Source organism: Rhodococcus jostii NBRC 16295 (assembly GCF_001894825.1).
GTDB classification, from domain to species: Bacteria; Actinomycetota; Actinomycetes; order Mycobacteriales; family Mycobacteriaceae; genus Rhodococcus_F; species Rhodococcus_F jostii.
On record NZ_BCWY01000023.1, the window covers coordinates 17,870 to 38,877 of the forward strand.

Annotated in this window: 19 protein-coding genes and 2 pseudogenes; 13 read left to right on the forward strand and 8 right to left on the reverse strand. The window is 67.1% G+C overall.

Annotated features, from left to right (window positions below; all coding sequences use genetic code 11):
- The first annotated feature begins 3 nt into the window (after positions 1-3).
- On the forward strand, positions 4-1,359 hold the full coding sequence (locus RJ1_RS16430; RefSeq protein WP_073361581.1) for an MFS transporter: 1,356 nt from the start codon (positions 4-6) through the stop codon (positions 1,357-1,359).
- A 40-nt stretch (positions 1,360-1,399) separates the two neighbouring features.
- Here RJ1_RS16430 and RJ1_RS16435 read toward each other — a convergent pair whose 3' ends face one another.
- Positions 1,400-1,873, reverse strand: coding sequence for an Lrp/AsnC family transcriptional regulator (locus RJ1_RS16435; RefSeq protein WP_073361583.1), 474 nt, complete (start codon positions 1,871-1,873; stop codon positions 1,400-1,402).
- 168 nt (positions 1,874-2,041) lie between these two features.
- On the opposite strand from RJ1_RS16435, the gene pdhA reads away from it, so the two are divergent.
- The 5 genes from pdhA (at position 2,042) to RJ1_RS16460 (ending at position 10,566) form a co-directional block, all read left to right on the forward strand.
- Positions 2,042-3,127 carry a pyruvate dehydrogenase (acetyl-transferring) E1 component subunit alpha gene (gene pdhA / locus RJ1_RS16440; protein ID WP_073361585.1) on the forward strand — a complete coding sequence of 362 codons (1,086 nt, stop codon included), beginning with the start codon at positions 2,042-2,044 and terminating at the stop codon, positions 3,125-3,127.
- Complete coding sequence (locus tag RJ1_RS16445) at positions 3,124-4,125, forward strand: alpha-ketoacid dehydrogenase subunit beta (protein ID WP_073361590.1); 1,002 nt, start codon at positions 3,124-3,126, stop codon at positions 4,123-4,125. The genes pdhA and RJ1_RS16445 overlap by 4 nt, the downstream gene beginning before the upstream one ends.
- Before the next feature lie 15 nt (positions 4,126-4,140).
- Positions 4,141-5,394: a dihydrolipoamide acetyltransferase family protein gene (locus tag RJ1_RS16450; RefSeq protein ID WP_073361592.1), complete on the forward strand. Its 1,254-nt coding sequence runs from the start codon at positions 4,141-4,143 to the stop codon at positions 5,392-5,394.
- Positions 5,395-5,455: 61 nt separating this feature from the next.
- Positions 5,456-6,832, forward strand: coding sequence for a dihydrolipoyl dehydrogenase (lpdA, locus tag RJ1_RS16455; RefSeq protein WP_073361594.1), 1,377 nt, complete (start codon positions 5,456-5,458; stop codon positions 6,830-6,832).
- 443 nt (positions 6,833-7,275) lie between these two features.
- Positions 7,276-10,566, forward strand: coding sequence for a protein kinase domain-containing protein (locus tag RJ1_RS16460; protein ID WP_073361596.1), 3,291 nt, complete (start codon positions 7,276-7,278; stop codon positions 10,564-10,566).
- Here the strand turns inward: RJ1_RS16460 and RJ1_RS16465 are convergent.
- A complete protein-coding gene (locus RJ1_RS16465; protein ID WP_073361598.1) occupies positions 10,545-11,426 on the reverse strand; it encodes a helix-turn-helix transcriptional regulator in 882 nt (293 codons plus the stop codon). The two genes, RJ1_RS16460 and RJ1_RS16465, sit on opposite strands and share 22 nt — an antisense overlap.
- Before the next feature lie 58 nt (positions 11,427-11,484).
- Positions 11,485-11,937 (reverse strand): Lrp/AsnC family transcriptional regulator, encoded by a 453-nt coding sequence (locus RJ1_RS16470; protein ID WP_073361600.1) that lies wholly within the window; start codon positions 11,935-11,937, stop codon positions 11,485-11,487.
- 135 nt (positions 11,938-12,072) lie between these two features.
- Between RJ1_RS16470 and RJ1_RS16475 the strand changes: the two genes are divergently transcribed.
- Positions 12,073-12,693 (forward strand): LysE family translocator, encoded by a 621-nt coding sequence (locus RJ1_RS16475; RefSeq protein ID WP_073361602.1) that lies wholly within the window; start codon positions 12,073-12,075, stop codon positions 12,691-12,693.
- 21 nt (positions 12,694-12,714) lie between these two features.
- Here the strand turns inward: RJ1_RS16475 and RJ1_RS47285 are convergent, their stop codons facing one another.
- The 4 genes and pseudogenes from RJ1_RS47285 to RJ1_RS16490 all read right to left on the reverse strand — a co-directional run bounded on the left by RJ1_RS47285 (position 12,715) and on the right by RJ1_RS16490 (position 15,852).
- Positions 12,715-12,927: a hypothetical protein gene (locus tag RJ1_RS47285; protein ID WP_205415368.1), complete on the reverse strand. Its 213-nt coding sequence runs from the start codon at positions 12,925-12,927 to the stop codon at positions 12,715-12,717.
- Positions 12,928-13,118: 191 nt separating this feature from the next.
- Positions 13,119-13,358 (reverse strand): annotated as a pseudogene (locus RJ1_RS48840) (MBL fold metallo-hydrolase); the annotation flags it as partial.
- A 37-nt stretch (positions 13,359-13,395) separates the two neighbouring features.
- The gene (locus RJ1_RS16485) at positions 13,396-14,178 is read right to left on the reverse strand and encodes an enoyl-CoA hydratase/isomerase family protein (RefSeq protein WP_073361604.1); all 783 of its coding nucleotides are present in this window, start codon (positions 14,176-14,178) and stop codon (positions 13,396-13,398) included.
- 57 nt (positions 14,179-14,235) lie between these two features.
- On the reverse strand, positions 14,236-15,852 hold the full coding sequence (locus RJ1_RS16490) for an AMP-binding protein (protein WP_073361606.1): 1,617 nt from the start codon (positions 15,850-15,852) through the stop codon (positions 14,236-14,238).
- Positions 15,853-16,015: 163 nt separating this feature from the next.
- Between RJ1_RS16490 and RJ1_RS16495 the strand changes: the two genes are divergently transcribed.
- From RJ1_RS16495 to RJ1_RS16510, 4 genes are all read left to right on the forward strand, one after another.
- Entirely contained in the window at positions 16,016-16,876 is an 861-nt protein-coding gene (locus tag RJ1_RS16495; RefSeq protein WP_073361771.1) for a helix-turn-helix transcriptional regulator, read from the forward strand.
- A gap of 180 nt (positions 16,877-17,056) precedes the next feature.
- Positions 17,057-18,436 (forward strand): MFS transporter, encoded by a 1,380-nt coding sequence (locus tag RJ1_RS16500; protein WP_083400585.1) that lies wholly within the window; start codon positions 17,057-17,059, stop codon positions 18,434-18,436.
- Positions 18,436-19,257: an amidohydrolase family protein gene (locus RJ1_RS16505; RefSeq protein WP_073361608.1), complete on the forward strand. Its 822-nt coding sequence runs from the start codon at positions 18,436-18,438 to the stop codon at positions 19,255-19,257. The genes RJ1_RS16500 and RJ1_RS16505 overlap by 1 nt, the downstream gene beginning before the upstream one ends.
- A 139-nt stretch (positions 19,258-19,396) precedes the next feature.
- Positions 19,397-20,404 carry a beta-propeller fold lactonase family protein gene (locus tag RJ1_RS16510; RefSeq protein ID WP_073361610.1) on the forward strand — a complete coding sequence of 336 codons (1,008 nt, stop codon included), beginning with the start codon at positions 19,397-19,399 and terminating at the stop codon, positions 20,402-20,404.
- Between the two features lie 33 nt (positions 20,405-20,437).
- Here the strand turns inward: RJ1_RS16510 and RJ1_RS16515 are convergent.
- Positions 20,438-20,590, reverse strand: a pseudogene (locus RJ1_RS16515) (PEP-utilizing enzyme); the annotation flags it as partial.
- A gap of 24 nt (positions 20,591-20,614) precedes the next feature.
- On the opposite strand from RJ1_RS16515, the gene RJ1_RS45895 reads away from it, so the two are divergent.
- Positions 20,615-20,788, forward strand: a complete 174-nt coding sequence (locus RJ1_RS45895) for a SurE domain-containing protein (protein ID WP_240319851.1) — start codon at positions 20,615-20,617, stop codon at positions 20,786-20,788.
- A 23-nt stretch (positions 20,789-20,811) separates the two neighbouring features.
- On the forward strand, positions 20,812-20,991 hold the full coding sequence (locus RJ1_RS16525) for a hypothetical protein (protein WP_073361612.1): 180 nt from the start codon (positions 20,812-20,814) through the stop codon (positions 20,989-20,991).
- The last annotated feature ends 17 nt before the right edge of the window (positions 20,992-21,008 follow it).

The following is a 21,008-nucleotide window of genomic DNA, read 5'->3' on the forward strand; positions in this document are numbered from 1 at the left end:
CTCATGTCGTCTGTACTGCAGAAACCCGAGATCGAGGCGAGGGTGGTCCGGAAGGTCGCTCGGCGGCTCATCCCGTTCCTCGGCCTCGCCTATTTCGTCAACTACCTCGACCGGACCAACATCGGGCTGGCGAAGTTGACCATGAGCGAGGAACTCGGACTCACCGAGACCATGTTCGGTCTCGCCTCGGGGTTGTTCTTCATCGGGTACCTCCTGTTCGAGGTGCCGAGCAACCTCGCGCTGCACAAGTTCGGCGCACGTCGATGGATAGCCCGGATCATGCTCACGTGGGGAATCATCGCGGCCGCGATGGCCTTCGTGCCCAACGTCGGATCGCTGTACACACTGCGCATGCTGCTGGGTATCGCCGAGGCGGGGTTCTTCCCGGGCGTCCTGCTCTACCTGACCCTGTGGTTCCCCCGCGCCTATCGGGTGCGGCTGATGGGCCTGTTCCTGCTCGCTCTCCCGGTATCGTCGGCGCTCGGGGCCCCGCTGTCGAGCGCCATCATTCAATACTGGGACGGGCTGTTCGGGCTGTCCGGTTGGCGCGTCATGTTCCTGATCGAGGGAATACCCGCCGTCGTGCTCGCGGTGGTCACGTGGTTCTACCTGACGGACCGGCCGTCGCAGGCCACGTGGCTGGACGACGACGAAAAGGCGTGGCTCACTTGTGAACTCGAATCCGAGGCGTCCGAATCCGGTTCCCACATCAGCGGGTCGGTTCGCCGGGCGCTGACCGATTCCCGGGTGTGGATGCTGGGGCTCGTCTACTTCGGGATCACCTACGGCCTGTACTCGCTCAGCTTCTTCCTGCCCAGCATCGTCGCCGGCTTCAAGAAGTCGTTCGATACCGACTTCACCCTGTTCACCACCGGGTTGATCGTCGCTGTGCCGTTCGCGATCGGTGCCGTCGCAATGGTGTTGTGGAGCAGGCACTCCGACCGGACTGGGGAGCGGATCTGGCATGTCGCCGTCCCGACCCTGATCGGCGCCGTCTCCATCCCGATCGCCCTGTACATGCAGTCGCCGCTCACGACGATGATCGCGGTCACGATCAACGCGGTCGGTGTCTTCTGTGCCCTGCCGGTGTTCTGGTACCTGCCCAGCACCTTCCTGACCGGCGCGGGTGCGGCGGCAGGTATCGCCGTCGTCAACTCGGTGGGCAACATGAGCGGTTTCGGGGCCCCGTACGTCACGGGATGGCTGTTCGACGCCACCGGGAATTCGCGCGCAGGCCTGTGGGTTGTCGGGGCGGTCATGCTCGTCGCGGTGATGCTGGTTCTGGTGCTCAGAACACGGGTAAGTTCCACGCGCAGTTCCGAAGACGTCGGCCCGGACGTCGTCACCGCACGTCGTTGACCCGATGATGGGCGCGGCCCCCGGTGGGGTCGCGCCTTCGTCATTGCTCCTCGGCGATCCGCTCGAGCAGTGGACGGGTTCGGTAGGGAATCGCGTCGCGCATTGCGACGGAGACCGTCGTGCGCTCGATGCCGGGCACGGCGAGGATGAGGCCGGCGACGCGGTACAGATCGTCGGCATCGACGGCGACCACGCCGATGTGGAGGTCCGCCGCCCCGGAGATGCCGACGACCTCGACCACCTCGGCGATGTCCCGGAGGTGTTCGATCACGTCTTCGAGGCGATGCTGGTCGACCACCGCGGTGACGAATGCCTGCAACGGATATCCCAGATCGCGGGGTGACACGCACCGGTCTACGGGGGCGAGCACCTTCTGCTCTTCCCAGCGAGACATTCGTGCCTGCACGGTATTCCGCGCCATGCCCAGCAGGGATGCCAATTGCACACCGGTGGCGCGCGGGGCGTCGCACAGGGCGAGCAACAGGCGGGCGTCGGTCCGGTCCAGTTTCGTCATGTAGCGCAGTATGCCACGGATTGAAATGTGATTATTGGGCATTCTGCTTATTTTCAGTACTAACGCTTGCGCATGCTGGATCCTGATGGTTGTGTGAATACATCATTTTGACCGAAAAGGTCATTCGCGGGCGTCGGCTCTCCCGTTTCAACCCCTTCGGAGGTTTTCGTGTTCGACAATGACGACGTGGTGCAACTGGTCACCGAAACCGGTGCGCGAGTGACGCATCCGGACTTCTCCTCGTACGTCGACGATGTCGACATCGAGGCGGTACGCGCGCTGTACGAAGACTTGGTCGTGGTGCGGCGCATCGACGCGGAGGCGACGGCGCTGCAGCGGCAGGGCGAACTGGGCCTGTGGGCTCCGCTGCTGGGGCAGGAAGCGGCACAGGTCGGTTCGGCTCGCGCCCTCGATCCCGACGACTTCGTCTTCGCCAGCTACCGCGAACACGGAGTGGCCTACTGCCGCGACGTCGACCCCACCCACATGCTCCGGTTCTGGCGGGGGTCGACGCACTCGGGGTGGAACCCGTTCGAATACAACATGACGACCCCGGCGATCATCGTCGGCGCGCAGGCGCTGCACGCCACCGGGTACGCGCTGGGCGTGCAGTTCGACGGCACCGACGGCGCAGCGATCACCTACTTCGGCGACGGCGCCACCAGCCAGGGCGACATCTCCGAGGCCTTTGGGTTCGCCGCGAGTTTCAACGCACCCGTGGTGTTCTTCTGCCAGAACAACCAGTGGGCGATCTCCGAACCGGTCAGTCTGCAATCGCGGGTGAGCATCGCCGCCAGAGGCCGGGGCTTCGGTGTTCCCAGCGTGCGCGTCGACGGCAACGACGTCCTCGCCGTGATCGCCGTGACCCGGGCCGCGCTCGAACGGGCCCGGGAAGGCAGCGGACCCACCCTGATCGAGGCGATCACCTACCGGATGGGCCCGCACACCACGTCCGACGACCCGTCCCGGTACCGCCCGGCCGCTCTCGACGAGGAATGGAAACGCAAGGACCCGCTCGACCGCATCCGGGCCCTCCTCGAATCGGCCGGTGCGATCGACGAAAACTACCTCGCTGCCGTGCAACAGCGCGCCGATGACACCGCCGCGGCGTTGCGCCGCGGATGCCTCGAGACCGTCGAACCCGAGCCGATGTCGTTGTTCGACAACGTCTACGCCGAACCCCATCCCCTCGTAGACGAAGAGCGGCGCCAGTTCGCCGTGTACCTCGACAGCTTCGAAGGAACCGACGCATGAGCACAGACATCTCCGCGGCCGTCCCGACCACACTTCCGCTGGGCAAGGCCCTGAACGCCGGACTGCGCCGCGCCCTCGAGAGCGACCCGAAGGTCCTGCTCATGGGCGAGGACATCGGCAAACTCGGCGGCGTCTTCCGCATCACCGATGGACTCCAGAAGGACTTCGGACCCAACCGCGTCATCGACACCCCGCTCGCCGAGTCCGGGATCATCGGTACCGCAGTCGGTCTCGCGATGCGCGGCTACCGGCCGGTGTGCGAGATCCAGTTCGACGGGTTCATCTACCCCGGCTTCGATCAGATCGTGTCGCAGGTCGCCAAACTGCACTACCGCACCGGCGGCAACGTCACAATGCCGATCACCATCCGCGTCCCGTACGGCGGCGGGATCGGCGCCATCGAGCATCACTCCGAATCCCCGGAGGGGTACTTCGCCGCGACCGCGGGCCTCCGGGTGGTGACGTGCAGCAACGCCGGCGACGCGCACACGATGATTCAGCAGGCCATCGCCTCGGATGATCCGGTGCTCTTCTTCGAACCGAAGCGCCGCTACTGGGAGAAGGGGCAGATCGACCCGGAGGCCGAGTCGAGTCCACTGCACAAGGCCCGGGTGGTCGCACCGGGCACCGACGCCACCGTCGTGGCCTACGGGCCGCTCGTGACGACCGCACTGCAGGCGGCGAAAGTCGCTGCGGGTGAGGGTCGGTCGATCGAGGTGATCGATCTGCGGTCCCTCTCCCCGCTCGACGTCGACACCATCGCCGCGTCCGTGCAGCGCACCGGACGCCTGGTCGTCACCCACGAGGCGCCCGTGTTCCTCGGGATCGGCGCCGAAATCGCCGCCCGCATCGGCGAGCGCTGTTTCTATCACCTCGAAGCACCGGTGGCGCGGGTCGGCGGGTTCACCGTCCCGTATCCGCCGGCGAAACTCGAAGAGCACTTCCTGCCGGACGTCGACCGCATCCTCGACGCAGTCGATCGAACCTTCACCGCGTAGGACCAGGAGTTTTCCATGCCCACTGTCAAGACATTCCTGCTGCCCGACCTCGGTGAGGGTCTCACCGACGCCGAGCTGCTGACCTGGCTGGTCGGGGTCGGTGACACCGTCACGCTCAACCAGATCATCGCCGAGGTCGAGACGGCGAAGGCGTCCGTGGAGTTGCCCTCGCCCTATGCCGGAACGGTCGTCGCGCTGCACGCCGAGGAGGGGACGACCATCGACGTCGGCAGCCCCTTCATCGACGTCGCGGTCGCCGACGAAGATTCTGCGCAGACCCCGGCCGAGCGGACCCCCGTTCTGGTCGGCTACGGCGTGGCCGAGGAGACCACGAGCCGACGCCGGCAGCGACGTCCGGTGGCGGGAACCCGGGTCGACGACGCGCCTGCGCCGAACCCGGCACGTCCCCTGGCATCTCCCCCCGTCCGCTTCGCCGCGAGGCAACACGGAGTCGACCTCGTCGATGTGGAGGCAACCGGGGTCAACGGTGACGTCACCCGCGACGACCTCGAGCGCCACCGCACCACCCCGGTGACACCACCGGCGGCTCCCGTCCAGCCGGCGGACGGCGACGAGGAACGGATCCCGATCAAGGGCGTCCGCAAGCACACCGCCGCGGCGATGGTCCGCAGCGCGTTCTCCGCGCCACACGTCACCGAGTTCGTCACGGTGGACGTCACCCCGACACTCGACCTCCTGACGCAGCTACGCGATACGAAGCACTTCACCGACGTGCGGCTGACCCCACTGACCCTGGTGGCCAAGGCCCTGCTCGTGGCGCTGCGCACCAACCCGACCCTGAATTCGTTCTGGGACGACGACGCCCAGGAGATCGCCCTCAAACGCTTCGTGAACCTCGGCATCGCGGCCGCCACCCCGCGCGGACTGATGGTGCCGAACATCAAGAATGCGCACACCCTCGGCCTGCGCGACCTCGCGCTCGCGCTGTCGGATCTGACGACCACGGCCAAGGACGGGAAGACCGGACCGGCCGACCTGGCCGACGGCACGATCACGATCACCAATGTCGGTGTCTTCGGAGTCGACTCGGGCACACCCATTCTCAACCCCGGCGAGGCGGCGATTCTCTGCTTCGGGGCCATCCGCAGGCAGCCGTGGGAATACCAGGGCGAGATCGCGTTGCGGTCGGTCACCACACTGAGCTTGTCGTTCGACCATCGACTGGTCGACGGCGAACAGGGATCGACGTTCCTGGCGACCATTGCTCAGATCCTGGCCGATCCGCTGACGTTGATCGCACTCAGCTGAAACCCTGCCATTCGACCTTTCCGGCACGTTCCATGACGTGCCCGACCGAGGGAGTTCCCCCATGCCCGACCAACCGGACGTCCTGATTCTCGGCGGTGGATCCGGCGGGTACGCCTGCGCCTTCCGCGCCGCGCAGTTGGGCAAGACCGTCACCCTTATCGAGGAGGACAAGGTCGGCGGCACCTGCCTGCACCGTGGGTGCATCCCCACCAAGGCGCTCGTGCACGCCGCCGAGGTCGCCGACACCGTCACGCACGCGTCGTCCTTCGGGATCGGCGCGACATTGGACGGGATCGACCTCGGCGGAGTGCACGCGTACAAGAACTCGATCGTCGAACGCCTCTACAAGGGCCTGCAGGGACTGGTGCGGAGCCACGAGATCGAGGTGGTCCACGGCACCGGGCGCTACGGCGGCGGCCGCACAGTCCACGTCGGCGACCGCACGATCACCGGAACGTCCCTCGTCCTCGCGACCGGCTCACAGGTTCGGAGCCTGCCCGGACTCGAGATCGGCGGCCGAATCCTCACGAGCGACGAAGCGTTGACGTTTCCCGAGCTTCCGAAGCGCGTCGTCGTGCTCGGCGGGGGTGTCATCGGCGTCGAGTTCGCCGGCATCTGGGCCTCCCTGGGCGCAGACGTCACGATCGTCGAAGCGCTGCCCCGGCTCATCGCCTCCGAGGACGAGTGGGCCTCGAAGCAACTCACCCGGGCACTCCGCAAGCGGGGCATCACCATCATGACGGGCACGCGATTCGCGAAGGCCGTCCAGGACGACTCCACGGTCAGCGTCACCGTGGAGTCGGGCGACACGATCGAGGCCGACCTGATGCTGGTCGCGGTCGGCCGCGGTCCCCGCACTGCCGACATCGGACTCACCGAGAACGGCATCGACACGGACCCCCGCGGTTTCGTCACGGTCGACGACTCCCTGCGCACCGCACAGCCGGACGTGTACGCGGTCGGCGACATCGTTGCCGGACCGCAACTCGCGCATCGCGGATTCCAGCAGGGCATCTTCGTCGCCGACACCATCGCCGGGCGCCACCCGACCTCGTTGGACGACAAAGGAATTCCCCGCGTGACGTACTCGAACCCCGAGGTCGCCTCGGTCGGGCTCACCGAGGATCAGGCCCGCGAGCGCCACGGCGACGTCAGCACCGTCGTCTACGACCTGGCCGGCAACGGCAAGAGCCAGATTCTCGGGACCACCGGCGGCGTCAAACTCGTGCGCGCCGGAGCCACGCAGGGGCCGGTGGTCGGGGTCCACATGGTCGGAGAACGCGTGAGCGAACTCGTCGGTGAAGCGCAACTGATCGTCAACTGGGGCGCGTACCCCGAGGAAGTCGCGGCACTCGTCCACGCGCACCCCACCCAGGCCGAAGCACTCGGCGAGGCACACCTCGCTCTCGCGGGAACGCCTCTGCACAGTCACAACTGATCGAGAGACTGACCGACAACCGGATGTCAGTTCGGTTGACTGTCATCGTATTCCGCCCGCACCGCCGCCCGTGGCCGGGGAAGAGGGGGGCTCCTCGGGCACGAGCGGCAGACGGCCACCCGGCCGAGGGGGACCGGTCAGGGGACCTGGCTGCCACTGGGGCCGCCGACCCCGCGTGCAGCGTGGATGTCGGGTACCCGGCGACATGCCGAGTTATTCAGGGGCGGGGCGAAAATGTTCCGACCGGGAATTGGGTGAATGTCCAGTTTGGATACCACGTAATCCGTCGCACCGATGGGGAACTCCGCTCGCTCGAACTGACCGGACCGTAGGTCGCAAGTCGGCCATCGAAGGGGCGGTCGGCGATAGTGTGGGTACATCGTCGAGAGGTGAGCAGGTGGCATTCGTCGGCAGTGCCTCGAGTGGGATGGATCGATCAGTCGATGCCTGATGTCGATCCGTTCGCGACCCAAAGCGACGTGTCCGGTTCGGTCACGGCGGAGTTGGCGGCGGCCGGATTCGAGGACGCGCAGGAGATCGGGCGCGGCGGGTTCGGGGTGGTGTACCGCTGCACCCAGGGTGCACTCGACCGCACGGTCGCGGTGAAGGTCCTCACCGCAGACCTCGACGAGGAGAACCGGGCACGGTTCCTGCGGGAGCAGCGTGCGGGCGGTCGGCTGACCGGTCATCCCAACATCGTCGATGTTCTCCATGCCGGTGTCACCGAGAACGGTCGGCCGTTCATCGTCATGCCGTATCACGCCCAGGGATCTCTCGACGAGCGGATCCGGCGGCACGGGCCGCTCCCGGTGGACGAGGCGTTGCGGCTCGGGGTGAAGATGGCGGGCGCCCTGGAGACGGCGCACCGTCTCGGGATCCTCCACCGCGACGTCAAGCCCGGGAACATTCTGCTCACCGACTACGGGGAGCCTGCTCTGACGGATTTCGGGATCGCTCACATCGTCGGTGGGTTCGTGACCGCGGCCGGGATCGTGACGGGGTCGCCGGCATTCACCGCTCCCGAGGTGGTGGCGGGCGAGCCTCCGAGCCCGGCTGCCGATGTCTATGGTCTCGGTGCCACCTTGTTCGCGGCGATCACCGGTCACGCGGCGTTCGAGCGCCGAAGTGGTGAGCAACTGATGGCGCAGTTTTTGAGGATCACGTCCGAGCCGATTCCGAACCCCCGCGAGCACGGCGTTCCCGAGGACGTGAGCGCGGTCATCGAACGAGCCATGTCCGCCGAACCCGGGGCCCGCCCCTCCTCGGTGGAACTGGGCCGGCAACTGCGCGAGTCCCAACGTCACCACGGCTTCCCGGTCGACGAGATGGCGATGCATCCGGAACCGGGTGCAGTGCAGGGAGAAACGTCCGGCGCGGGCGCGGGTCCTGCAGAGGACGGCGCGTGGCGCCGGCCGTCGTGGGCACCGGCGGTGTCGGGTCGAACGGGCGGGCTTCCGCTGGAGTTGACCAGCTTCGTGGACCGGCGGTCGGAACTGGCGGAGGCGACGAACTTGTTGTCGACGTCGCGGCTGGTGACGTTGACCGGAATCGGCGGGGTGGGGAAGACCCGGCTCGCTCTGCGTGCGGCCGCCAAGGTGCAACGCCAATTCCCGGATGGTGTGACGTTGGTGGAACTCGGTGAGCTGCTCGACGATTCGCTGTTGGCGGGAGTGGTGGCGGCCGCACTGGGCGTACGAGACCAGTCGGCGCGACCCTCGCACGAGGTGCTCGTCGAGTTCCTCGCCCCGCGTGAGCTGTTGCTGGTGCTCGACAATTGCGAGCAGGTGGTGGTGGCGGCCGCGAAGCTCGCCGAAATCCTGCTTCGCGTGTGCCCCCGGTTGCGGATTCTCGCGACGAGTCGCGAACCGCTCGGAATCGGTGGGGAAACGGCGCTGCTGATCCCGCCCTTGCCCGTCCCGGATCCCGACAATCTGCCGAAAGGTCTGCCCCGCAACGACGCGGTGACCTTGTTCGCCGAACGGGGCGTCGCCGCCGTCCCCGGGTTCGAGCTCACCGAGGACAACAAGGCCACCATCGCCCGCATCTGTCAGCGGCTGGACGGGCTGCCCTTGCCGATCGAATTGGCGGCGGCCCGGCTTCGTGCGATGACGCCCGAACAGATACTACGGCGGCTGACCGACCGCTACGTGCTGCTGACCCGCGGCAGCAGGGATGCGCCGTCGCGACAGCAGACGTTGCGGATGTGTATCGACTGGAGTTACGACCTGTGTACGCCTACGGAACAACGAATGTGGGCGCAGCTGTCGGTGTTCGCGGGCAGTTTCGAACTCGAGGCGGCCGAGCAGGTCTGCGACCTGACAGCCGAGGATATCCTCGACACGGTGACGTTCCTCGTGGACAAGTCGATCCTCACGAGGGAGGAGTCGGGTTCCGCGGTGCGGTTCCGGATGCTCGAGACGGTGCGCGCCTACGGGCGGGAGAAGGCGCAGAAGAGTGGCGAGTACCCCGAACTTCGCCGCCGGCACCGTGACTGGGTGGAGCGGCTCGCGGTCGAGGCGGAATCCGAATGGATCGGTTCTCGTCAGCTCGCGTTGATCGCCAGGCTGGGGCGGGAACAGCCGAATATCCGTGAGGCGCTGGAGTTCTGCGTGTCCGACAGTCCCGAGATAGGGCTGCGGATCGCTGCCGCCCTCTATCCGTTCTGGCTGTCCCGGGGTCTGTTCGGCGAGGGGCGGCGGTGGCTGGACCGCATCTTTGCTCGACAGCCTGCGGAGCCTACGGCCGATCGCGTCAAGGCGCTCTATGCCGGCAGTGTGCTGGCCGGGGTGCAGGGCGACATTCGGGTGTCGGATGCTGTGGCGGAGGAAGCGCAGACGCTCGCCGCGCAGACGACCGACCCGCTGGTGCGCGCGCACATCGAGCACACTGTCGGATATGCGGCTCTGTTCGCGGGGCGTCTTCCCCACGCGCGCACACATCTCGAGAAGGCCGTCCAGGGGTTCAGAGACCGCAACGACGTCTTCGAGGTCGCCGCGATCGTGGGTCTCGGCATGGTGCACGACCTGTTGAACGATACGGAACGGGCCATCGAATGTCATGAGCGTGTTCTCGCGATCACCGAAGCGCACGGCGAGTCGGTGTATCGGTCGTATTCGCTGTGGGCGTTGGCTGTTGCGGTGTGGCGGCTCGGGGACGGAAGGCGCGCGGTGCGGCTGGTCGGGCAGGCGCTCCAGCTCGATCGCCGGGTGAATGACCGGCTCAATGCCAGTGTGTGCCTGCAGACACTCGCGTGGATCGCCGCCGAGGAGCAGAGCATGCAGCGCGCGGTCGTGTTGATGGGTGCCGCTGAGAAGCTCACCCGGTCGGTCGGGAGTTCGGCGGTGTTGGTGCCCGGACTGAGCGTGTACCAGGACGAGTGCGACCGCACGACCCGGCAGGCTCTGGGTGCGCAGGCGTTCGCCGCGGCCCACCGAAAGGGCGAGGCGCTCGGGTTCGACGAAGCCGTCGCCTTCGCTCTGGGCGAGCAGATTTCGCCCTCGGCGACCTCTGCCGGTTCGTCGCCCACACCGACGAAGCGCGAGCGTGAGGTGGCCGGACTGATCGCCGAGGGACTGACAAACAAGGAGATTGCCGCGCGACTGGTGATCTCACCCCGCACCGCGCAGGGGCACGTCGAACATCTCCTGACGAAGTTGGGGTTCAACTCACGGGCGCAGATCGCGGCGTGGGTGGTGGAATCGCAGTCGGGCTATCAGGGCGATTCGGGTGCGTGAATCGGAGCCGACTGCTCGAGGGTGGCGGCCCAGCTGGCCAGGAGGTCCAGGCCCTCCTTGGAGCGCGTCCCGGCTTCGGCGCTGTAGGTGAGCATGGTCAGACCGGTGTCCGCGGGTAATTCGAGGACTTCGTACGACAGGTCCAGGTCGCCCACCACCGGGTGATGCAGGTGTTTGACCCCGGTGCGGTGGAGACGGACGTTGTGCGCGGCCCAGAGGGTGCGGAAGTGCTCGCTCCGGGTCGACAGCTCGCCGATCAGGTCGGTGAGGTCCTTGTCGTAGGGGTCGCGGCCGGCCTGCGTCCGGAGGATCGCGACGGTGTCGTGGGCGGCCCTGTCCCATTCGATCCAGAAGTCGTGTGAACGCGGGCCGAGGAACATGAACCGGGCCATGTTGACCGGTCGCCGGGGGTCCTCGTACATCGGTGAGTAGAGGGCACGACCGAGCGTGTTCGCGGCGAGCACGTCGAGGCGGCCGTTGCGCACGAAGGCGGGCGCGCCGGTCATGGCGTCGAGGATCCGCTGCACGGCGGGACGGACACGCTGCTGGGTGGGCCGTCGCCGGGAGCGTGAGGTGGTTCCGGCGGTCCGGGCGAGGTCGAACAGGTGCTCGCGCTCGGCCTCGTCGAGTTGCAACGCCCCGACCAGCGCGTCCAGGACGCTCTCGGAGACACCGCTCAGATTCCCGCGCTCGAGCCGGATGTAGTAGTCGATGCTCACACCGGCCAGCAGCGCCACCTCTTCGCGGCGCAGCCCGGCCACCCGCCGGTTACCGCCATAGGCGGGAAGACCCGCCTGCTCAGGCGTGATCTTCGCCCGACGCGACGTCAGGAACGCACGGATTTCGCTGCGATTGTCCACCGAATCAGCGTAGGACCGATCCGAAGGACGTGGGAGGTCCTGGCATTACCTGGAAGTCCTACAGGGGCAGGGGACGGTTGTCGGCCACGCTCTTCATGACGAGGGTGGAGCTGAGGCGTTGGACGCCGGGGAGGGTGGCGAGAGATTCGTCGTAGAGCGTCTGGAAGCCGGGGAGGTCACGGGTGATGACCCGCAGGAGGTAGTCGGGGTCACCGAACAGTCGTTGTGCTTGCAGGACGTGGGGAATCGCGGCGACGGCCCGTTCGAAGGCCTCGATGGTGTCGCGGTCGGCGGCACGCATCGTGACGAAGACGAGCGCCTCGAAGGTGAGGCCCAGTGCGCGGGCGTCGAGCTGGGCACGGTAACCGCTGATCGCGCCGGAGCTCTCCAACGCGCGTAACCGGCGGTGACAGGGCGAGATGCTGAGTCGGACCCGGTCGGCGAGTTCGGTGACGGAAAGCCGACCATCTCGTTGGAGCTCAGCAAGAATCTTCCTGTCCACGGTGTCCATGTGGAAGATTTTCCCCCAATGTCCTGCCGATGATGGAATCTTTGGCAACGTATTCTCCGTCGATCTTCCTAATCTTTCTTGTGGGAACCGCCAGGTGAGCTGGTGTTCCGGGAGCGTGAAGGATGAGTGAGATTCATGGCGATCGGTACCGTTGCGGCGTTCTGGGCGGTGTCATTCCTGTTCGTTCTGACGCCGGGGGCGGATTGGGCGTACGCGATCGCAGCGGGACTGCGTCATCGCACCGTGGCGCCCGCAGTGGGTGGGCTGTTGACGGGTCATCTGCTGATGACCGCGGTGGTGGCGGCCGGAGTCGCGGCGTTGGTGGCCCGGTCGCCGCTGGTACTGACCGCGTTGACGGCGGTCGGGGCGGCGTATCTGGTGTGGCTCGGGATCGCGACGCTCGTGAAGCCGTCGGTGCCGCCGCAGGCCGGGATGGAGCAGGCACCGGAATCGTGGGTGCGGCAGGCGGTCAAGGGTTTGGGGATCAGTGGGCTGAACCCGAAGGTGTTTTTGCTGTTCTTGGCGCTGCTGCCGCAGTTCACCGACACGGGCGGGCGGTGGCCGCTCGCGGTGCAGATCGTGCTGTTGGGTGTGGTGCACACGGCAAGTTGTGCGGTGGTGTACACGGGGGTGGGGACAGGCGCGCGGCTGGTGCTGCGCGCGCGGCCTGCCGCAGCACGGGTGGTGACCTGGATTTCCGGTGCCGCGATGATCGTGCTCGGTGTGGTGTTGCTGTTCGAGCGGGTGATCGGATAGAAGCCGGCAACCAGCGGCAGTTTACGGGCAATGTGAACCTGCAGACGCCTGCGACGGCCACGCCCGCGGGAACGGCACCCGCATCGATCCCGGCGTGACCGGCGTGTACTCGGCGGCAGCATGCAGTCGGCCACTCCGCACGACGACGCCGCCGCCGCGCACCATCGTGTCGACCAGTTCGGCGGCGAACGACTCGGGGTCAGGCGCAACAACCGTGCGGCGTCGGTCAGCCACGCGCGCGCGTGCAGGTAGGCCTCGACCTCGTCGACGAGAATGCCGTCGCGAATCATCAACGCGAAAGCGAAGATTCGGCGGAAGCCATACCATACTGCTCCGTCCGGGTCGTCGACGAGACGTTGGGCCCGACGCCGTGCACTGGCCAGTGCTGCGTCGGGGTCGGCGGGAATCGGGCCGTGCGCGGGCAGCAGCACTCGCGGCCGAAGGTCGGTCAGCCGGTGCAGAGACTGCAGGGCCGTGACAGTCGCGTCGGGCCCGTCGAGCGCACTGTTGACCCAGCCGACGTCGTAGTCGGACAGTGCATCCCCGACCACCAGTAGTCGCTCCTCCGGCCGCCACAACGCCAGGTGGCCGGGGGTGTGGCCCGGGGTACGGACCTCAGAAGCAGGTTGGCATCGGGAAATGGCCTCTGCCGCCAGATCACCCAGGCCGGCAACCGCTCGTTGGTGCCGCTGTCCACCCTGCTCACCACTCCGCGGGACGGCCCTTGAGCTGCTCCCAGTACCGACGGTGGGCGCGCCGGGACGGCTCGCTCGTCATGCCGGCGGCCAGTTCCCTCCGGTCGAGCGGGTCGGACAGGTCCGCGATGTCGCGCAGGGCCGGCGCCTGCAGGGCCCGCTTGGTGTAGGCGTAGTTCTCGATGCAGTCCTCGGGGGTCAGTTCGGCGACGGCGACGGCCCGGTCGAGCAGTTTCTCCGCCGGCACCAGTTCGTGGACGATGCCCATGGTGTGCGCCTCGGCCGAGGTGAAGATCTCGCCCTGCAGGCACGTGCGGGACGCCACGGGTTCTCCCCAGGCGTAGGCCAGCATCCGCAGATATACCGCGGGCATCGGGATTCCGATCGGCACCTCGTTGATCCCGAACCGGGCCCCGTCGGGGACGGCGACCCGGCGGTCACACACGGCGGCGGTGATGAGGCCGCCGGCGAAGGCGTGCCCGTTCACCGCGGCCACCGTCGGCCGCGGATAGGTGAACAATCGCATGTTCGTCGCCCGGTAGTCCTGGAACCAGGACGCGACCGCCGCCTCGTCCCCGGCGAACAGCGGAAAGTGTTCTCCGAGATCGAGTCCCGCCGAGAACCGGGCGCCGGTACCGGTCAGCACCACCGGGGAGTCCGGGTGCTCGCGTTCGAGTCGATCGAACGCTTCGTGCAGGTCGGCGAAGAAGGCGCGGTTCTGCGCATTGACCGGGTTGGTGTTCATCGTCACCACAGCGACGCGACCGCGCCGTTCGATAGTCCAGCTCATACAAGTTCCTCCGTACAGATTGTCGTCAATGTTGTTCGAGTATCGGCGTGTTCGGGCCTACAGGCCGAGGATCTGAAGGGCTCGCTCGCGCATCTCCACCTTGCGGACCTTCCCGCTGACCGTCATCGGGAACTGGTCGACGCAGTGCACGTAGCGCGGGATCTTGTAGCGCGCGAGTCGGCCCTCGCAGAATTCTCGGAGGCCGGCGACGTCGATCGGTTCGACGCCCGCGCGCAGTCGCAGCCAGACCATCAGCTCTTCACCGTATTTGGCGTCGGGTACACCGATCACCTGCGCGTCGAGGATGTCGGGATGGGTGTAGAGGAACTCCTCGATCTCCCGTGGGTAGATGTTCTCTCCTCCCCGGATCACCATGTCCTTGATGCGCCCGGTGATGGCGACGAACCCGTCCGCGTCCATGACCGCGAGGTCGCCGCTGTGGATCCAGCCGCCGGCGTCGAGGGCCTCGGCGGTCTTGCCGGGTTCGTTCCAGTAGCCGAGCATCACCGAGTAGCCGCGGATGCACAGCTCGCCGGATGTCCCTCGTGGCACGGTCTCGCCGGTCGCCGGGTCGACGACCTTGACCTCCACGTGGGGGTGCGCGCGACCGACGGTGGACACCCGGCGGTCCAGGGAGTCGTCGACCCAGGTCTGGGTGGAGGCAGGGGAGGTCTCGGTCATCCCGTAGGCGATCGCCACCTCCGGGACCCACGCGGTGACCTGCTTCATGATCTCCACCGGGCACGGTGAACCCGCCATGGCGCCGGTGCGTACCGACGACAGGTCGTAGGAGTCGAAATCAGGAACGTTGAGCATGCTGATGAACATCGTCGGCACTCCGTATATCGACGTGCACCGCTCCTGCGCACAGGCTGTCAGCGTGGCGACCGGGTCGAACGACGGTGACGGAATGACGACACAGGCGCCGTGCGTGCTCGCTCCGAGGTTGCCCATGACCATGCCGAAGCAGTGGTAGAACGGCACCGGCACACAGATCCGGTCCTGCTCGGTGTAGCCGAGCAGCTCGCCGACGAAGAACCCGTTGTTGAGGATGTTGCGATGCGAGAGGGTGACGCCCTTCGGGAACCCGGTGGTCCCCGACGTGTACTGAATGTTGATCGGGTCGTCCGGAGACAGGCTCGCCTGCACCTCGGTGAGCCGTTCCGATGAGGCCTGATCTCCGCGGATCAGGAGTGAAGCCCACTCGTCGCTGCCGAAAATTATCACCTGATCGAGCCCCGGGCACCGGGGCGATACCTCTGCGACCATCGCCTCGTAGTCGGAGGTCTTGAAGGACGGGGCTGCGAACATCAGCCGGATCCCCGACTGTGTGACCACGTATTCGAGCTCGTGGGAGCGGTAGGCGGGATTGAGGTTGACCAGGATCGCCCCCACTTTCGCCGCTGCGTGCTGCACGATCACCCACTCCGCGCAGTTCGGCGCCCAGATCCCGATCCGATCGCCGGGAGCAATTCCGTCCTCGAGCAGCGCCGAGGCCACTGCATTCACGTCTGCACGCAGCGTGGTGTACGTCCACCGCTGCCCGGTGGGTACATCGACCACCGCCTCTCGGTCGGGAAACCTCGAGACGATCCGGTCGAAGTTGTCGCCGATCGTCATCTCGAGCAACGGCCGCTCGGTCGGACCGATCGTATGACTCAGCCTGCTGTTCATGTGCGCTCCTCCATTCTCGAGGAGAAATGTGACCCGGGAAACGAACGAGCGGGACCCCCGAAGGTAGGTCCGGGGGCGTCGTACCCCCCTTGTGGGGTACGACGTTGCCACGGTGTGACGGCACTCACTAGCCTCGATATCAGATGTTCAGTTGGAGGCCGATGTGACCTTGTCTTTCGAAACCGATACGCCGATCGAACGGCGCATCCTCGCGCGCTCGCTGGAGACTCTCCGCAAGCACGCCGGAATGGACATGGTGTTCGGCGGGCCGGTGCATCACGGGGCAGCCGCGATGGAGATCACCGACCTGACCGGGGTCCGCACCCGCTCGGCGGTCAACCTCGTGGTCCGCAACGGTGAGGGACTCGGCGGCAAGGCCCTGATGCTCGCCCGCCCGGTCTCGGTGGCCGACTACATCTCGGCACAGGGCATCACGCACGTCTACGACCACGCCGTGCGACCGGAGGCCATCGAGACCCTGGCAGCGCTACCGATCATCGTCGACCGCACACCCCGGATCCTGATCTACCTCGCGGCCCGCACCCACGTGCGCCTGGGTGACCGCTGGTTCGACAGTTTCACCCCGCTGGTCCGGCGACTCGAGCGCGACATCGCGGTCGAGGACGAAGTCCGGCGGCGGCTGAGCCTCATGCGCACCACTGCCGATGCCGACAGGCCGGCACTCAGTCGTGCAGACCTGCACGACATCGCTCAGGAACTGACGAACCTGGCCGGCCAGATCGACGACGAAATCCTGCGCGCCAAAGTGGAGGCCGTCGGGAGCCGGTTTGCACCCGTGCTGGGGGCCGACGGATCCCAGGAACCGCCCACACTGCTCCGGCCCCGCGAGATCGACGTGCTCGAGCACGTCGCACGCGGTCTGAGCAACCGTGAGATCGCCGAGGCCCTCGGATTGCTGCCCAACACGGTCAAGTCCTACCTCAAGAGCGCCATGCGCACACTGCACGCGAGCAACCGCGTGCAGGCAATCCTCGCCGCCCGCGAGCGCGGCCTTCTCCGCTGACCTCTCCCCGCCAGTGGCGTCGCGCCCCGGCGCGCCCCGTCGGCACCCACGAAAGTAGTTGCCCGGGAATCTAACCCACTTTAGGGGGTGTCGCACCCGCTGTAACGGCGCTCACACTGCTCGTCGTACCTCAGCCCCTCCGCCAGCGGGCGGATGGGCCCATCGAGCAGGAGATCCACGATGTCACGAACCGTCGATCCGGTGACGAGCCCACCGACCACCCCGATGCATCGCGTCGCCATTGCAAGCTGCACCGGCACCACCATCGAGTTCTACGACTTCTTCATCTACGGCACCGCGGCAGCCCTGGTCTTCCCGAAGGTCTTCTTCCCTGCCCTCGGTCCGGCCGCCGGCACCGTCGCCTCCTTCGCCACATTCGCCGTCGCGTTCGTGGCCCGCCCCCTCGGAGCCGCGATCTTCGGCCACTTCGGCGATCGGATCGGCCGCAAGAAGACCCTCGTCAGCACCTTGCTGCTGATGGGCATCAGTACCGTGCTCATCGGACTGCTGCCGAGCGCCGGCACGATCGGCGTGGCCGCGCCGCTCGCGCTGATCGCGCTGCGGATCGCGCAAGGACTTGCCGTCGGCGGTGAATGGGCGGGTGCGACCCTGCTGGCCACCGAATACGCCCCCACCGGCAAACGGGGGCTGTACGCGGTGTTCCCACAGTTGGGGCCATCGCTGGCCTTCGCACTGTCCAACGGCACCTTCCTGGTGGTCAACCTCTTCGTCGGTGAGACCTCCCAGGCGTTCCTCGACTACGGCTGGCGGATCCCCTTCATCGCCAGCGCCCTCCTCGTGCTGATCGGCCTCTACGTTCGGCTGAAGGTCGAGGAGACACCGATGTTCGCCCGGCAGGCGACCCACACGCAGACCCGCCGCTCCGGCGCAGGCCCGCTCCTCGGCGTCTTCAAGAACCAGCCCCGTGAGCTGCTCCTCGCCGCGGGCTCCTTGGCAATGATGTTCGCGTTCTTCTACATCGGCACGGCGTACCTCACCTCGTACGGCACCGCAGCCCTCGGTCTGAGCCGCACCACCGTGCTCTCTCTCGGCCTGATCGCCGCAGCCGCCTTCTGCGCGGCAATCACCTTGTCCGCCGTCTACTCCGACCGAATCGGCCGCCGTAAGCTGGTGCTCTCCTCCTGCATCGTGGCCGTCCCCGGTGGGCTTGTGCTCTTCCCCCTTCTCGACACCGGCTCCCCGGTCGCGTTCCTCGCCGGCCTGACCCTCGCCCTGGTCATCATGGGCGTCTCCTATGGGCCCGCGGGCGCTCTGCTGCCGGAGATGTTCCACACCGAATACCGCTACACCGGCGCCGGGATGGCCTACGCCATCGCCGGAGTCATCGGCGGCGGCACCGCACCCATGCTCGCCGCGGAACTGACCTCCCGCCACGGCAGCACCGCGGTCGGGTGGATGCTCGCCGGGTTCGGCCTGCTCAGCTTCGCCTGCGCCCTCGCCCTGCCCGAAACCCGGCACCGGGACATGGAGGGCAAGGGAACCGGCGACACCGGTCTGGCATGTTCGGACGTCGCCTCGACAGTTCAAGGGACGAGATGATGACCAATACGATTGACGCCTGGATGCAGCACCCGACCCAGCGATGGCTCGACATGCCGTTCCTGGATTCGCTGCGACGATGGTCGAAGGGATCCATTCCACAGGCCGAACCACCGCTGTCGTGGACCCTCGACCGCATGGACGAAGCCGGTGTCGAGATGGGCCTCATCAGCGCCTGGCACGGCCCCACCGGACCGCTGATCGGCAACGAGGAGGTCGGCGACATCGTCAAACGCCACCCGGACCGGTTCGTCATGGTCGCGTCCGTCGACCTCCATCGGCCGATGCAGGCAGTGCGAGAATTACGTTGGTGCGTAGAGGAATACGGCGCGTGCGCACTGCGGGTCCTGCCGTGGCTGTGGGATCTGCCTCCCGATGACCGCCGGTACTACCCGCTGTACGCAGCATGCTGCGACCTCGACATCGCCTTCTGCACCCAGATCGGCCACACCGGCCCCCTGTGTCCCTCCGAACCCGGTCGTCCGATCCCGTACCTCGACCATGTGGCTCTCGAGTTCCCCGAACTGCGGATCATCGCCGGCCACATCGGTGTGCCCTGGACGGGCGAGGCCATTTCCCTGGCCACGAAATACCCGAACGTCTACATCGACACCTCCGCGTACAAGGTGTCGCGCTATCCGGCCGAGATCGTCGATTATCTCCGCGGGCACGGCAGGCACAAGGTGCTGTTCGGCTCCAACCACCCCGCCTGGCCGGCGCCCGACTGCCTGTCCGGGCTCGACAAACTCGAACTCGACGAGCACACCCGGTCGGCGTTCCTGCGCGAGAACGCGATCCGCGCATTCCAACTGCCGGTTTGACCGCAGCCGGATCGGAACGTCATCGCCAGTGTGGAATCGCCACCGGCGCGGCCTCGTCGCTGCGCTGGTGCGCGGTGCGTCATCGGTGACAAAATGTCCACTGGGTGATCCGAGTCGACGGGGAGAAGTCGTGGACGCAATGGTCGGGGTTCGTGGTGTGCGCGGCAGGCGGACGGCCTGGATTGCCGTGGTCGTGACGTTTCTGAGCGTGGGGGCGTGCGGTCGGTCGGGCAGCGACAGCGCCGTCGACGACGCTCCGCCGGGTCGGCCCACGGTCACCGCCACGGTGGGTGCCGGGCAGGGCCCGCTCCTGGATGTGACGGTCGACGGGTCCACCGGCACCGCCTACGTCACGAGCAGTGGCGACGATTCGCTGTCGGTGATCGACGCCGACGAGCGCGTCAGCACCATCGGGGTCGGTCGGGCACCGGGTGGGGTGGCGGTCGATCCGTCCACCCACACCGCGTACGTGACGAGCCTGACCGAGGGTGCGGTGTCGGTGGTCGACATCGGATCCCGAGCGGTCACGGGCACCATCGCCGTCGGCGCCGGACCGCAGGGAATCGAATGGGATCCGGTCACCCACACCGTCTACGTCGCCAACGTCGACGCCGACACGGTGTCCGTGATCGACGCCGACACAAGGACCGTCACCGCCACGATCAGGGTCGGGAATCAACCCGGGGGCATGGGCGTCGATCCGTCCACGCATTCGCTGTACGTCGCGAACACGGGGGAAGGGGGCGGCGTGTCGGTGATCGACGCGGGCACGCTCACCGTCACGGACACGATCGCGGCAGGTAAGAGTCCCCACGATGCCGCGATCGATCCCGCGGCCCGGACGGCGTACGTCCCGAATGCGGACGACGGTTCGGTGTCCGTGGTCGACCTCGAAACCCGCACCGTCACAGACACACTCCAGGTCGGGAATCAACCCTACGGAGCGACCGTCGATCCGTCGGCGCACACGGTGTACGTCACCAATTTCGGCGACGCCACCGTCTCGATGATCGACACCGAGACCCGCACCGTCACCGACACAGTCCCGGTGCGGGACGGTCCGCAAGGTGTCGCGGTGGACCCGAACAGCCACACCGCCTACGTCGTCAACCTCACCGACAACACGGTGTCGGTGATCGAGCGGTAACAGCCAGCTCCCCGATGCGGTCGGGTTCGGGTGTCAGTCCGCGGTCTGGATGACCGTGACGGTGCCGGTGGTGCCGTCGACCTCGACGAGAGCGCCGTCGGGGATCCTCTTCGTGGCATCGGTGGCGGAGACGATGCAGGGGATGCCGATCTCGCGACTGACGAAGGCGGCGTGGGAGAACGGTGCGCTCTGACCGCCGCCACGCTGGGTGTGCGCGGGCTGGCGGTCAGTTGCGGGTTTCCGCCGGAGCACCGTTTCGACACCGCGAGCAAGGTCGCCGTCGCCGTCACCCGGTGGATGGTCGCGCACAGCGCTCCGCGGACGGTACTGAATGTCAATGTTCCGGATGTCGACCTCGGTGCTCTCGCGGACTGCTCGGGCTGACGTTCGAGAAGTCCCCCGACACCGTGCGACTGCTGCGCTACGCCAACACCGAACGCCTCGGGAGCGGCACCGACTCGGCGCTGGTCCGCGACGGTTTCGTGGTGATCAGCGCACTGCAGGCTGTCGTCGGCGCGACCGAAGGCCTCGATGTCGCGTCATACATCGAGGCGTACCTACCGCTCCCGGCTTCCGCCACCGAATGACGCGCGACGATTGTCGA

Bases quoted from the DNA above. Each gene is read 5' to 3' on its own strand.
- RJ1_RS16485 (WP_073361604.1), bottom strand. From the start codon at position 14,178: ATGAGCTGGACTATCGAACGGCGCGGTCGCGTCGCTGTGGTGACGATG.
- RJ1_RS16460 (WP_073361596.1), top strand. From the start codon at position 7,276: ATGCCTGATGTCGATCCGTTCGCGACCCAAAGCGACGTGTCCGGTTCG.
- RJ1_RS16435 (WP_073361583.1), bottom strand. From the start codon at position 1,873: ATGACGAAACTGGACCGGACCGACGCCCGCCTGTTGCTCGCCCTGTGC.
- lpdA (WP_073361594.1), top strand. From the start codon at position 5,456: ATGCCCGACCAACCGGACGTCCTGATTCTCGGCGGTGGATCCGGCGGG.
- RJ1_RS16450 (WP_073361592.1), top strand. From the start codon at position 4,141: ATGCCCACTGTCAAGACATTCCTGCTGCCCGACCTCGGTGAGGGTCTC.
- RJ1_RS16510 (WP_073361610.1), top strand. From the start codon at position 19,397: ATGGTCGGGGTTCGTGGTGTGCGCGGCAGGCGGACGGCCTGGATTGCC.
- RJ1_RS16470 (WP_073361600.1), bottom strand. From the start codon at position 11,937: ATGGACACCGTGGACAGGAAGATTCTTGCTGAGCTCCAACGAGATGGT.
- RJ1_RS16430 (WP_073361581.1), top strand. From the start codon at position 4: ATGTCGTCTGTACTGCAGAAACCCGAGATCGAGGCGAGGGTGGTCCGG.
- RJ1_RS16445 (WP_073361590.1), top strand. From the start codon at position 3,124: ATGAGCACAGACATCTCCGCGGCCGTCCCGACCACACTTCCGCTGGGC.
- RJ1_RS16475 (WP_073361602.1), top strand. From the start codon at position 12,073: ATGGCGATCGGTACCGTTGCGGCGTTCTGGGCGGTGTCATTCCTGTTC.
- RJ1_RS16505 (WP_073361608.1), top strand. From the start codon at position 18,436: ATGACCAATACGATTGACGCCTGGATGCAGCACCCGACCCAGCGATGG.
- RJ1_RS16490 (WP_073361606.1), bottom strand. From the start codon at position 15,852: ATGAACAGCAGGCTGAGTCATACGATCGGTCCGACCGAGCGGCCGTTG.
- RJ1_RS16500 (WP_083400585.1), top strand. From the start codon at position 17,057: ATGTCACGAACCGTCGATCCGGTGACGAGCCCACCGACCACCCCGATG.